At 58.0% G+C, this 11,961-nt stretch carries 13 protein-coding genes; 9 read left to right on the forward strand and 4 right to left on the reverse strand.

What is annotated here, in order from left to right:
* The first annotated feature begins 69 nt into the window (after nt 1-69).
* The 9 genes from iscS (at nt 70) to sseB (ending at nt 7,293) form a co-directional block, all read left to right on the forward strand.
* Nucleotides 70-1,284, forward strand: a complete 1,215-nt coding sequence (iscS, locus tag SK58_RS08335) for a cysteine desulfurase (RefSeq protein WP_003860663.1) — start codon at nt 70-72, stop codon at nt 1,282-1,284.
* 24 nt (nt 1,285-1,308) lie between these two features.
* Nucleotides 1,309-1,695, forward strand: coding sequence for a Fe-S cluster assembly scaffold IscU (gene iscU / locus SK58_RS08340; protein ID WP_003860661.1), 387 nt, complete (start codon nt 1,309-1,311; stop codon nt 1,693-1,695).
* A gap of 13 nt (nt 1,696-1,708) precedes the next feature.
* Nucleotides 1,709-2,032, forward strand: coding sequence for an iron-sulfur cluster assembly protein IscA (gene iscA / locus SK58_RS08345; RefSeq protein WP_003860659.1), 324 nt, complete (start codon nt 1,709-1,711; stop codon nt 2,030-2,032).
* A gap of 76 nt (nt 2,033-2,108) precedes the next feature.
* Entirely contained in the window at nt 2,109-2,624 is a 516-nt protein-coding gene (hscB, locus tag SK58_RS08350) for a co-chaperone HscB (protein WP_003860657.1), read from the forward strand.
* Between the two features lie 14 nt (nt 2,625-2,638).
* Nucleotides 2,639-4,489: a Fe-S protein assembly chaperone HscA gene (hscA, locus tag SK58_RS08355; protein ID WP_032654486.1), complete on the forward strand. Its 1,851-nt coding sequence runs from the start codon at nt 2,639-2,641 to the stop codon at nt 4,487-4,489.
* Between the two features lies 1 nt (nt 4,490).
* Entirely contained in the window at nt 4,491-4,826 is a 336-nt protein-coding gene (gene fdx, locus SK58_RS08360) for an ISC system 2Fe-2S type ferredoxin (RefSeq protein WP_003860652.1), read from the forward strand.
* Nucleotide 4,827: 1 nt separating this feature from the next.
* A complete protein-coding gene (iscX, locus tag SK58_RS08365; protein ID WP_003860650.1) occupies nt 4,828-5,028 on the forward strand; it encodes a Fe-S cluster assembly protein IscX in 201 nt (66 codons plus the stop codon).
* Nucleotides 5,029-5,089: 61 nt separating this feature from the next.
* A complete protein-coding gene (pepB, locus tag SK58_RS08370) occupies nt 5,090-6,376 on the forward strand; it encodes an aminopeptidase PepB (RefSeq protein WP_048219660.1) in 1,287 nt (428 codons plus the stop codon).
* A 140-nt stretch (nt 6,377-6,516) separates the two neighbouring features.
* Complete coding sequence (sseB, locus tag SK58_RS08375) at nt 6,517-7,293, forward strand: enhanced serine sensitivity protein SseB (RefSeq protein WP_023325069.1); 777 nt, start codon at nt 6,517-6,519, stop codon at nt 7,291-7,293.
* 17 nt (nt 7,294-7,310) lie between these two features.
* Here the strand turns inward: sseB and SK58_RS08380 are convergent, their stop codons facing one another.
* From SK58_RS08380 to SK58_RS08395, 4 genes are all read right to left on the reverse strand, one after another.
* On the reverse strand, nt 7,311-8,081 hold the full coding sequence (locus tag SK58_RS08380) for a MurR/RpiR family transcriptional regulator (RefSeq protein ID WP_017692918.1): 771 nt from the start codon (nt 8,079-8,081) through the stop codon (nt 7,311-7,313).
* A complete protein-coding gene (gene sseA / locus SK58_RS08385; RefSeq protein ID WP_048219661.1) occupies nt 8,081-8,926 on the reverse strand; it encodes a 3-mercaptopyruvate sulfurtransferase in 846 nt (281 codons plus the stop codon). Before sseA ends, SK58_RS08380 begins: the two co-directional genes overlap by 1 nt.
* A gap of 89 nt (nt 8,927-9,015) precedes the next feature.
* Nucleotides 9,016-10,383, reverse strand: a complete 1,368-nt coding sequence (locus tag SK58_RS08390; RefSeq protein ID WP_048219663.1) for a 6-phospho-alpha-glucosidase — start codon at nt 10,381-10,383, stop codon at nt 9,016-9,018.
* A gap of 12 nt (nt 10,384-10,395) precedes the next feature.
* Nucleotides 10,396-11,940 (reverse strand): PTS transporter subunit EIIC, encoded by a 1,545-nt coding sequence (locus SK58_RS08395; protein WP_048219665.1) that lies wholly within the window; start codon nt 11,938-11,940, stop codon nt 10,396-10,398.
* Between the last annotated feature and the right edge of the window lie 21 nt (nt 11,941-11,961).

The following is an 11,961-nucleotide window of genomic DNA, read 5'->3' on the forward strand; positions in this document are numbered from 1 at the left end:
TACTCGGTCGTACATCCAGCCGGTTGCCTGATTCCTTGCATTGAAGCGATGTACGGAGTTTATAGAGCAATGAAATTACCGATTTATCTCGATTACTCCGCAACCACGCCGGTGGACCCGCGTGTTGCCGAGAAAATGATGCAGTGTCTGACCCTGGACGGAAACTTTGGTAACCCAGCTTCCCGTTCTCACCGTTTTGGCTGGCATGCTGAAGAGGCGGTTGATATCGCCCGTAATCAGATTGCTGACCTGGTTGGTGCCGATCCGCGTGAAATTGTTTTCACCTCCGGCGCGACCGAATCCGACAACCTGGCGATCAAAGGTGCTGCCAACTTTTATCAGAAAAAAGGCAAGCACATTATCACCAGCAAAACCGAACACAAAGCCGTGCTGGACACCTGCCGTCAGCTGGAGCGTGAAGGGTTCGAAGTGACTTACCTGGCGCCGCAGAGCAACGGGATCATCGACCTGAAAGAGCTCGAAGCGGCCATGCGTGATGACACCATTCTGGTTTCCATCATGCACGTTAACAACGAAATCGGCGTTGTGCAGGACATCGCAACCATCGGCGAAATGTGCCGTGCGCGCGGCATCATCTACCACGTGGATGCGACCCAGAGCGTGGGCAAACTGCCTATCGACCTGAGCCAGCTGAAAGTGGACCTGATGTCCTTCTCCGGTCACAAAATCTATGGTCCGAAAGGTATCGGCGCGCTGTACGTTCGTCGTAAGCCACGTATCCGCATCGAAGCACAGATGCACGGCGGTGGTCACGAGCGCGGCATGCGTTCCGGTACGCTGCCTGTTCACCAGATCGTGGGCATGGGCGAAGCGTATCGCATCGCGAAAGAAGAGATGGAAACCGAGATGGCACGCCTGCGTACGCTGCGTAACCGTCTATGGGACGGCGTGAAAGATATGGAAGAAGTGTATCTGAACGGCGATCTCGAGCAGGGCGCGCCAAACATCCTCAACGTCAGCTTCAACTATGTTGAAGGTGAATCGCTGATCATGGCGCTGAAAGACCTGGCGGTTTCTTCCGGTTCTGCCTGTACGTCTGCAAGCCTCGAGCCATCCTACGTGCTGCGCGCGCTGGGTATGACTGACGAACTGGCACACAGCTCTATCCGTTTCTCTTTAGGTCGTTTTACTACCGAAGAAGAGATTGACTACACCATCAAACTGGTTCGTAACTCCATTGGCCGTCTGCGCGACCTTTCTCCACTGTGGGAAATGTTCAAGCAGGGCGTGGATCTGAACAGCATTGAATGGTCACATCACTAATCGGTACATAAGGAGAATTCAATCATGGCATACAGCGAAAAAGTTATCGATCATTACGAGAACCCGCGCAACGTTGGCTCTTTTGACAACAGCGATGAATCTGTCGGTAGCGGTATGGTTGGCGCGCCAGCGTGTGGCGACGTAATGAAGTTGCAGATTAAAGTCAACAATGAAGGTATCATTGAAGACGCGCGCTTCAAGACCTACGGCTGCGGTTCTGCTATCGCTTCCAGCTCCCTGGTCACCGAATGGGTGAAGGGCAAGTCTCTGGACGAAGCACAGGCAATCAAGAACACGGATATTGCTGAAGAACTCGAACTGCCGCCGGTGAAAATTCACTGCTCAATTCTGGCAGAAGACGCGATCAAAGCCGCCATTGCGGATTACAAAAGCAAACGTGAAGCAAAATAATTGAGGTTTGAGTATGTCGATTACCCTTAGCGACAGCGCTGCCGCGCGAGTAAGCTCTTTTCTGGCGAACCGTGGTAAAGGCTTTGGCCTGCGACTGGGCGTACGTACCTCCGGCTGTTCTGGTATGGCTTACGTACTGGAGTTTGTTGACGAACCGGCGTCTGATGACACCGTGTTTGAAGACAAGGGCGTGAAGGTGGTGGTCGATGGCAAAAGCCTGCAATTCCTCAACGGCACTCAGCTGGACTTCGTAAAAGAAGGCCTGAACGAAGGGTTCAAATTCACGAACCCGAACGTCAAAGACGAGTGTGGTTGCGGCGAAAGCTTCCACGTTTAACCGCGCGTCATCCGAAACCCCACCGTGGCTTTGCTACGCGTGGGGTTTGTTCTAACAGGCTACCCCTGAGATTGTTATGGATTACTTCACTCTCTTCGGACTACCCGCTCAATACCCGATCGATCTCCAGGCGCTGACGGTCCGTTTTCAGGATCTCCAACGTCAGTACCATCCGGATAAATTCGCCAGCGGGACGCAGGCAGAGCAGCTGGCTGCGGTGTCACACTCCGCAACCATCAACCAGGCCTGGCAAACGCTGCGTCATCCGCTGGCGCGTGCAGAATATCTGCTCTCGCTCCATGGTTTCGATCTGGCGAGCGAACAGCATACCGTGCGCGACACCGCCTTTCTGATGGAACAGCTGGAGCTGCGCGAAGAGCTGGATGAAATTGAACAGGCTAAAGACGAAGCGCGCCTGGAAAGCTTTATCACGCGCGTAAAGGGCATGTTCGATACCCGCCATCAGCAGATGGTGGAGCAACTGAACAACGAGACCTGGGACGTGGCGGCAGACACTGTGCGCAAACTCCGTTTTCTCGATAAACTGCGAAGCAGTGCTGAACAACTCGAAGAAAAGCTGCTCGATTTTTAATTTCGGAAGCAATTATGGCCTTATTACAAATTAGTGAGCCTGGCTTAAGCGCCGCACCGCACCAGCGTCGTCTGGCGGTCGGTATTGATCTGGGCACCACCAATTCTCTCGTGGCGACCGTGCGTAGCGGCCAGGCGGAAACGCTGGCTGACGAGCAGGGGCGCCATCTGCTGCCTTCCGTGGTCCACTACCAGCAGCAGGGTCACGCGGTCGGGTTTGATGCCCGCACCAACGCCGCGCGCGATCCGGCCAATACCATCAGTTCGGTTAAGCGCATGATGGGCCGCTCGCTGGCTGATATCCAGACCCGTTACCCGCATCTGCCGTATCAGCTACAGGCCAGCGAAAACGGCCTGCCGATGATCGCGACGTCTGCCGGTCTGCTGAACCCGATTCGCGTTTCTGCTGACATCCTCAAAGCGCTGGCGGCGCGCGCCACGGCGACACTCGGCGGCGATCTCGACGGCGTGGTAATCACCGTTCCGGCCTACTTCGACGATGCACAGCGTCAGGGCACCAAAGACGCTGCGCGTCTGGCGGGCCTGCATGTGCTGCGTCTGCTGAACGAACCGACGGCGGCGGCCATTGCCTACGGCCTCGATTCCGGTCAGGAAGGGGTGATTGCGGTTTACGATCTCGGCGGCGGGACGTTTGATATCTCAATCCTGCGCCTGAGCCGCGGCGTGTTCGAAGTGCTGGCGACCGGCGGGGATTCCGCGCTCGGCGGCGATGACTTCGACCATCTGCTGGCAGACTACATCCGCGAGCAGGCGGGCATCAGCGATCGCAGCGATGCGCGCGTACAGCGTGAACTGCTGGATGCGGCCATCGACGCCAAAATTGCCCTGAGCGACGCGCAATCGGTCACGGTTAACGTTGCGGGCTGGCAGGGTGAGATCACCCGCAATCAGTTCAGCGAACTGATCGCGCCTCTGGTTAAGCGTACCCTGCTGGCCTGCCGTCGCGCATTGAAAGATGCGGGCGTGGAGGCCAGCGAGGTGCTGGAAGTGGTCATGGTGGGCGGCTCAACCCGCGTGCCGCTGGTGCGCGAGCGCGTGGGCGAATTCTTTGGCCGCACGCCGCTGACCTCTATCGACCCGGACAAAGTAGTTGCCGTGGGCGCCGCTATCCAGGCCGATATCCTGGTCGGCAACAAGCCGGACAGCGAAATGCTGCTGCTGGACGTCATCCCGCTGTCTCTGGGTTTAGAAACCATGGGCGGCCTGGTGGAGAAAGTCATTCCGCGTAACACCACCATTCCGGTGGCGCGCGCGCAGGAGTTTACTACCTTCAAAGACGGCCAGACTGCGATGTCCATCCACGTGATGCAGGGCGAGCGCGAGCTGGTGCAGGACTGCCGCTCTCTGGCGCGCTTTGCGCTGCGCGGAATTCCGGCGCTGCCGGCGGGCGGGGCGCATATTCGCGTCACTTTCCAGGTGGATGCGGACGGCCTGCTGAGCGTCACGGCGATGGAAAAATCCACCGGCGTGGAATCGTCCATCCAGGTGAAGCCGTCCTACGGCCTGACCGATGGCGAAATCGCCTCCATGATTCAGGACTCAATGAGCTACGCCGAGCAGGATGTGAAGGCGCGTATGCTGGCCGAACAAAAAGTGGAAGCCGCACGCGTGCTGGAAAGCCTGAACGGCGCGCTCGCTGCCGATGCCGCGCTGTTAAGCGCCGCTGAGCGCCAGGTGATTGACGACGCTGCCGCGCGCTTAAGCGCAGTCGCCGAAGGCAATGACGCTGACGCAATAGAAGAAGCCATTAAAAACGTTGATAAACAAACCCAGGACTTCGCTGCTCGCCGCATGGACAAATCTGTCCGCGTCGCGCTGAAAGGCCAGTCCGTGGACGAGGTTTAATATGCCAAAGATTGTAATTTTGCCTCATGCGGACCTCTGTCCGGATGGCGCTGTTCTGGAAGCGAAGACCGGTGAAACCATTCTCGATGTAGCCCTGCGTGCAGGTATCGAAGTGGAACACGCCTGTGAAAAATCCTGTGCCTGCACAACGTGCCACTGCATCGTGCGTGAAGGTTTCGACTCTCTTGCAGAGAGCACCGAAGACGAAGACGACATGCTGGACAAAGCATGGGGTCTGGAGCCCGACAGCCGCTTAAGCTGCCAGGCCGCGGTGACCGATGAAGATCTGGTCGTGGAGTTCCCACGTTACACCATCAACCACGCACGCGAGCATTGATATGGGACTGAAGTGGACAGACAGCCGTGAAATCGGCGAGGCGCTCTACGACGCGAACCCGGATCTCGATCCGAAGACCGTACGATTCACCGATATGCATCAGTGGATTTGCGATCTGGAAGATTTTGACGACGATCCAAACGCATCCAATGAAAAAATTCTGGAGGCGATTCTGTTAGTCTGGTTAGATGAAGCAGAATAGATAACATAAACGGGCTGCCTTCAGGCGGCCCGTTTGCTAGTTGCTAATAAGGATAAATAAAATGACCGAAGCGATGAAGATTACGCTCTCCACGCAGCCAGCCGACGCACGCTGGGGCGAAAAAGCCAACTACAGCATCAACAACGACGGTATTACCGTGCATCTGACGGGCAATGATGATTTGGGCCTGATCCAGCGCGCCGCGCGTAAAATTGACGGCCTTGGCATTAAGCATGTGTCGCTGGAAGGCGAAGGCTGGGACACCGACCGCAGCTGGGCGTTCTGGGCAGGCTACAAAGGGCCGAAAGGCACCCGCAAAATCGAGTGGGCGAACCTCGACGAAGCCGGTCAGAAAGAGCTGGAAAGCCGCCTGCAAATCATCGACTGGGTGCGCGACACCATCAACGCCCCGGCGGAAGAGTTAGGCCCTGAGCAGCTGGCGCAGCGCGCGGTTGACCTGCTGTGCGGCGTGGCGGGCGACAAGATGTCTTACCGCATCACCAAAGGTGAAGACCTGCGCGAGCAGAACTACATGGGCATCCACACCGTGGGCCGTGGCTCCGAGCGTCCTCCGGTCCTGCTGGCGCTGGATTACAACCCAACCGGCGATAAAGAAGCGCCGGTCTTTGCCTGTCTGGTCGGAAAAGGCATCACTTTCGACACCGGCGGCTACAGCCTGAAGCAGAGCGCGTTCATGGACTCCATGAAGTCCGACATGGGCGGTGCGGCCACCATCACCGGCGCGCTGGCGTTCGCCATCACCCGTGGCCTGAACAAGCGCGTGAAGCTCTACCTGTGCTGCGCGGACAACATGGTGAGCGGCAACGCCTTCAAGCTGGGCGACATCATTCGCTACCGCAACGGTAAAAACGTTGAGGTGATGAACACCGACGCCGAAGGCCGTCTGGTGCTGGCCGATGGCCTGATCGACGCCTCTGCGCAGAAGCCGGAGCTGATTATCGACATGGCAACCCTGACCGGCGCGGCGAAAACGGCGCTGGGTAACGACTATCACGCCCTGTTCAGCTTCGACGACAAGCTGGCCGCTCGCCTGCTGGCCAGCGCGGCGGCGGAAAACGAACCGTTCTGGCGTCTGCCGCTGGCCGAGTTCCACCGCAGCCAGCTGCCGTCCAACTTCGCCGAGCTGAACAACACCGCGAGCGCGGCGTACCCGGCGGGGGCAAGCACCGCAGCAGGCTTCCTGTCTCACTTCGTTGAGAACTACCATGAAGGCTGGCTGCACATTGACTGCTCCGCAACCTACCGTAAAGCGGTGGTTGAGCAGTGGTCTGCGGGCGCGACCGGTCTGGGCGTGCGTACCGTGGCGAACCTGCTGACGGCTGAGTGATCTTTTTTGCCGGGTAGCGCTACGCTTACGCGCGCCTTCGGAGTCATCGTATTGCCCGGCGGCGCTGCGCTTGCACGGGCCTACGTTTTGTAGGCCGGGTCAGCGAAGCGCCACCCGGCGTTTTTTGAAGTAGCCAAACTATGTCAGAAACCAAAAACGAATTAGAAACCCTGCTGGAGCAGGCGGCGACCGAACCCGCCCACCGTCCGGCATTTTTCCGCACTCTGCTGGAATCCACCGTCTGGGTGCCGGGCACCGCGGCGGAAGGGGAGCAGGTTGTCGAAGACAGCGCGCTGGATCTGCTGCACTGGGAGAAAGACGACGGCACCTCGGTGATCCCGTTCTTTACTTCGCTCGAGGCCTTGCAGGAAGCGGTAGAAGACGAACAGGCGTTCGTGGTGATGCCGGTGCGCACGTTGTTCGAAATGACCCTGGGGCAGACGCTGTTCCTCAACGCCAAACTGCCGACCGGGAAAGAGTTTACTCCGCGCGAAATCAGCCACCTGATTGGTGACGAGGGCAACCCGCTCAGCACTCAGGAGGTGCTGGAAGGGGGCGAAACGCTGCTGCTGTCTGAAGTGGCCGAGCCGCCCGCGCAGATGATTGACTCCCTGACCACGCTGTTTAAAACCATCAAGCCGGTAAAACGCGCGTTTCTCTGCTCCATCAAAGAGAGCGCTGACGAAAAGCCTGTTCTGCTGATAGGGATTGAGGCCGACGGCGATATCGACGAGATCATCCAGGCAGCGGGAAGCGTGGCAACCGACACCCTGCCGGGCGATGAGCCGATTGATATCTGTCAGGTGAAGAAAGGTGAGAAGGGGATCAGCCACTTTATTACCGAGCACATCACCCCGTTCTACGAGCGTCGCTGGGGCGGCTTCCTGCGCGATCTCAAGACCAACCGCATTATCTGATTACGGCGGGGTGACCTTCACCCCGTTGCTTCCAGCAGCAGTAAATCCATCAGCAGCACCAGATTCGACTCAAACGACGTTACCCCTGCGGCTTCGGCGGCGAAATGTACCGCTTCGTCATAGAGGGCAAAATGCACGTCCGCCATACCCGCCAGCGTATTGGCCGACGCGCGGGTAAACGCGACGATGGTCATGCCGACGTTTTTGGCGATCCGCGCTTTATCCAGTACCTGCTCCGTTTCGCCGCTGCGTGAAACGGCAATAAACACCTGATAGCGCGCGGCGTTGCTGAGAAAAATATTCCGGCTGTCTCCCGGCCCGGAGATGAACGCCGTTTTTCCCAGCACCTGCAACTTCTTGGTCAGGTACTCGGCAAAAAGGTACGAAAACCCGGCGCCGTAGAGAAAGAAGCTCTCTTTCTGGCGCAGCAGGCTGGCAAACTGCTGGCGTTTGTCCTGAGTGACCCACTGGAAGGTCTGCTGATAGTTGGCAACGAACCGGGTAAAAAGCCCGGGCATTTCCGCATGTTGCTCAGGCTGTACGGTGATATGCGGCGTGTCAGAAAGCAGCTGCTTGCAGTGCCAGATAAACTCGCTAAAGCCGCTAAACCCCAGCTTCTGACACAGCCGCATAATCGTCGCGGTAGAGACAAATGTCGCCTGCGCCAGCTCGCGCACCGTGATGTTGCCCACCAGCAATGGATGCTCAGTGAGGTGGGCGAGGACGCGATACTCCGCGCGGGTCAGCGACGATCCGCGCGTTAACAGCGTTGCCAGGCGGTTATCCATTATTTCGCCGGTTCAACCGGCAGATCGTCCCGTGCACCCCATTCACTCCAGGCGCCGTCGTACAGAGTCACGTCATTCGCGCCAAGGGTTGCCAGCGCCAGGATCACCACGCAGGCCGTCACGCCGGAGCCGCAGCTGGCAATAACCGGACGATGCAAATCCACGCCCTGACGTTCAAAAATGGCACGCAATTCATCGGTGGTTTTCAGCTCGCCTTCAAACACCAGATCGCCCCACGGTACGTTCAGCGCCCCCGGGATATGTCCGCGTTTCAGTCCCGGACGCGGCTCGTCCGCTTCTGCGTTGAAACGTGGAGCGGGACGCGCATCGACGATTTGCGCCGTGTTTTCGTGGCTCACGACCAGCACGTCGGTCAGGCGCTTGACCACGTTAGCGTCAAACGTGGCATCAAATTCCCCTTCCGGCAGCGTGACGTCACCCCGCTGAAGCGGTAGTTCGTCGCGCTTCCAGCCTGCAAGTCCGCCCGCCAGAATCGATACCTTTTCCACGCCGAAGTTTTTCAGCATCCACCACGCTCGCGGCGCGGAAAACAGATTACCTTCATCGTAAACAACAAGATGTTTATCTTTGCTGATGCCCAGCTCGCGCATCGCCACGGAAAACGCTTCCGGGCGAGGCAGCATGTGCGGCAGGGGAGAGGTGTGATCGGAGAGGGCTTCGATATCAAAAAATACCGCGCCAGGCAGGTGCCCTGCACGGTATTCAGCGGGAACGTCACGATGCTCCTGGCCCGGAGGGGCCATGCGCGCGTCGATAATCTGAACTTCCGGGTCGTCGCCGTGCTCAATCAGCCAGTCGGCAGCGACAAAATATGAGGTGGACATGGTTGCCTCCATTCTTTTCCGTAAAAAAGGATTGTCGGTGTTTTTTCTGACACCGACAAGCTAACCACGTTCAACTCGCGAGCAAGCCCCTATTTTTTCACCGCTTCACCGTCCTGCCAGGCCTTTTGCAGCGCAGGCCAGTAGTCGCGGTTGGCTTCGATCATCTCATCCAGAATCGCTTTCGCGTGCTCCATGGTCGGCACGGTGCGGTTCAGAGTAAACGCCTGCAACGCTTTCTCGTAGCTGCCTTCGATGGTTGCCTCAACCAGCAGCTGTTCAGAGGCCAGCTGCTGTTGCAGGAGCGTCTGGTGGAACAGCGGTACCTGACCCACGCGGACAGGCTCCGGCCCTTCGGAGGTGATATAGGCAGGCACTTCCACCACCGCATCGTACGGCAGGTTGGTAATCGCCCCGCGGTTTTCCACCATCACCAGATGGCGTTGGCGCAGGTTGAACGCCAGTGAGCAGGCGACATCGACGATAAATTCGCCGTGAACACCTACGTGGAAGGCGTCCGGTAAAATTCCGGTGCGCTGGTACTCTTCGGCGGCGGCAAACAGCTTTTTCTCACGCCCGTTCATCACTTCGTTGGCGCGGGTATAGTCAGGGTTCTGATGCTCCACAATCTGGTTTGGCATCAGGTAGTACTGTAGATACGGGTTCGGCAGGTACTCCGGGAAGTTATCCATAATCGGCTTGATGTTGCGCCAGGTTTTCACCCACGACGGATCCGAGTGCTGCGGGTCGGTTTTCGCGGCATCTTCCGTCAGCAGGCCAAACTTCGCGATATGTTTACGCAGCTCCGGCAGCTTGTCCTCGCCGTCCACCCGCACGCGGGTAAACCAGCCGAAATGGTTGAGGCCAAAATAGTCCACCTCCAGTTTATGGCGATCCACGCCCAGAATGGCACCCATATTGCGCATCGCGGCAACCGGCATATCGCAGATGTTCAGCACGCGTGCGTTGGGGCGCAGGCGACGCACGCCCTCAGCGACAATCGCCGCCGGGTTGGAGTAGTTCACGATCCACGCCTTTTCGTGCGCGTAGCGTTCCACCCGATCGATCAGCTCTACCATCGGCAGGATCGTACGCAGGCCATATGCCAGCCCGCCGGGTCCGCAGGTTTCCTGGCCGACCACCCCGTGGCGCAGCGGGATCTTTTCATCCTGCTCGCGCATTTTGTACTGTCCGACGCGCATCTGGGCAAAAACAAAATGCGCGCCGCTGAAGGCCACTTCCGGATCGCTGGTGACGATGAATTTGATGCTCTGGCTGTGGTCGCGAATAACCTTCTCCACCACGGGCGCAATGGTGTTCTGGCGCGCCTCGTCAATGTCATACAGGCGGATCTCTGCCAGAGGGAAATCATGCAGACGTACCATCAGGCTTTTCACAATACCTGGCGTGTAGGTGCTACCGCCGCCGGCAATCGACAGAATAAATGGGGATGTAAACATCTTTAGCTCCTTTCAGAGAAACGTCTCAACGGCTTCTCGCATTTTTTTGACATGCAGCCCGTAGACCACCTGAACGTTGTTACCTTGTTTGATAACCCCTTTCGCGCCGGTCGCTTTCAGGCGCGGTTCGTCGATGATGTCGACGTCCTTCACCGTGACGCGTAAGCGGGTGTAGCAGTTATCCACTACCTCTATATTTTCCCGACCGCCCAGACCCACCACGATGGATTCGCCCAGCTCGTCGTTATTGCCCTTCGCCTGGTACTCCTGCTTGCTGTAAAGGCGTGTCTCCTGGTCCTCATCTTCACGCCCCGGCGTTTTCATGTTGAAGCGCAGGATCAGGAAGCGGAATACCACGAAGTAGAGGGCAAACATGATCAGCCCCACCACGATGTACATGGGCCAGTTGGACTTCTCCGTGCCGAGCGGCAGGTTGTAGAGGATGAAATCGATAATCCCGTTGGCGCCGATGGCGTGAACGCCAAACAGCGAGAACAGCATCATGCCGATGCCGGTCAGCACCGCATGCACCACGAACAGCAGCGGGGCGACGAACAGGAAGGAGAATTCAATCGGCTCGGTTACGCCGACCAGCAGCGAGGTCAGCGCCGCCGGGATCAGAATCGCTTTCGCAATCGCTTTACGCTCTGGCTTCGCGGTCATGTACATCGCCAGCGCGGCGGCAGGAAGGCCGAACATCTTGCTGATGCCGCGCGCATCCCACACCACGGTACTGCTGAGCTGCTTCACGTCCGGGCAGGCCATCTCGGCGAAGTAGATATTGCGCGCGCCCTGATAGGTTGCGCCACACACCTCCTGCGTACCGCCCAGTTCGGTATACAGGAACGGCGTATAGACCAGATGATGCAGGCCCGTCGGCACCAGAATGCGTTCAAGGAAACCGTAGATCGCCACGCCAAACGGACCGGACCCTTTGATCGCCAGCGCCAGAGCGCTTATTCCATGCTGTGCGTACGGCCAGAGTTCGCTCATGACCACGCCGAGCAACATAGAGACAGGCAGCATCACAATCGCGACAAAGCAGTGGCCGGAGTAAATCGCCATCGCGCCGTTAAACTGGACACCGGAATATTTGTTGTACAGATAACCGGAGAGCGCCCCGGTCAGGATCCCGGCGAAAACGCCCATCTCCAGCACCTGAACGCCCAGCACCATGCTTTGTCCGGCGGCTTTCATCTGGTCCGCAGGCGCCAGTTCCCCCTGAAGCTGTAACGTCACGTTCATCGCGTTAATGAATACGATAAAGGTCACCAGCCCAATCAGCGCCGCGTAGCCTTTGTCTCGTGTTGCCAGTCCAATGGGGATCCCGACGGCAAACACCAGCGCCAGGTTGACCAGCACCGACACGGCAGATTTGGCGATCAGCTGGCCGACACTCTGGATCAGCGGGTGGCCGAGAAACGGCAGGTACTCGGCCAGATTGCCGTTACCCAGTACATTCCCGAAGGCGATAAACAGGCCGACGATGGGTAAGATAAGTACAGGTCCGTACAATGATTTTCCGAAATTTTGTAGGGCGTTCACGGCTCGTTTCATGGCTTTCTCTCTTATTGAACC

Source organism: Enterobacter sp. BIDMC93, assembly GCF_001037805.1.
In the GTDB taxonomy this organism is placed as follows: domain Bacteria; phylum Pseudomonadota; class Gammaproteobacteria; order Enterobacterales; family Enterobacteriaceae; genus Enterobacter; species Enterobacter hormaechei_C.

Bases quoted from the DNA above. Each gene is read 5' to 3' on its own strand.
- SK58_RS08380 (WP_017692918.1), bottom strand. From the start codon at position 8,081: ATGGATAACCGCCTGGCAACGCTGTTAACGCGCGGATCGTCGCTGACC.
- iscA (WP_003860659.1), top strand. From the start codon at position 1,709: ATGTCGATTACCCTTAGCGACAGCGCTGCCGCGCGAGTAAGCTCTTTT.
- fdx (WP_003860652.1), top strand. From the start codon at position 4,491: ATGCCAAAGATTGTAATTTTGCCTCATGCGGACCTCTGTCCGGATGGC.
- hscA (WP_032654486.1), top strand. From the start codon at position 2,639: ATGGCCTTATTACAAATTAGTGAGCCTGGCTTAAGCGCCGCACCGCAC.
- SK58_RS08395 (WP_048219665.1), bottom strand. From the start codon at position 11,940: ATGAAACGAGCCGTGAACGCCCTACAAAATTTCGGAAAATCATTGTAC.
- sseB (WP_023325069.1), top strand. From the start codon at position 6,517: ATGTCAGAAACCAAAAACGAATTAGAAACCCTGCTGGAGCAGGCGGCG.
- SK58_RS08390 (WP_048219663.1), bottom strand. From the start codon at position 10,383: ATGTTTACATCCCCATTTATTCTGTCGATTGCCGGCGGCGGTAGCACC.
- iscU (WP_003860661.1), top strand. From the start codon at position 1,309: ATGGCATACAGCGAAAAAGTTATCGATCATTACGAGAACCCGCGCAAC.
- hscB (WP_003860657.1), top strand. From the start codon at position 2,109: ATGGATTACTTCACTCTCTTCGGACTACCCGCTCAATACCCGATCGAT.
- pepB (WP_048219660.1), top strand. From the start codon at position 5,090: ATGACCGAAGCGATGAAGATTACGCTCTCCACGCAGCCAGCCGACGCA.
- iscX (WP_003860650.1), top strand. From the start codon at position 4,828: ATGGGACTGAAGTGGACAGACAGCCGTGAAATCGGCGAGGCGCTCTAC.
- iscS (WP_003860663.1), top strand. From the start codon at position 70: ATGAAATTACCGATTTATCTCGATTACTCCGCAACCACGCCGGTGGAC.
- sseA (WP_048219661.1), bottom strand. From the start codon at position 8,926: ATGTCCACCTCATATTTTGTCGCTGCCGACTGGCTGATTGAGCACGGC.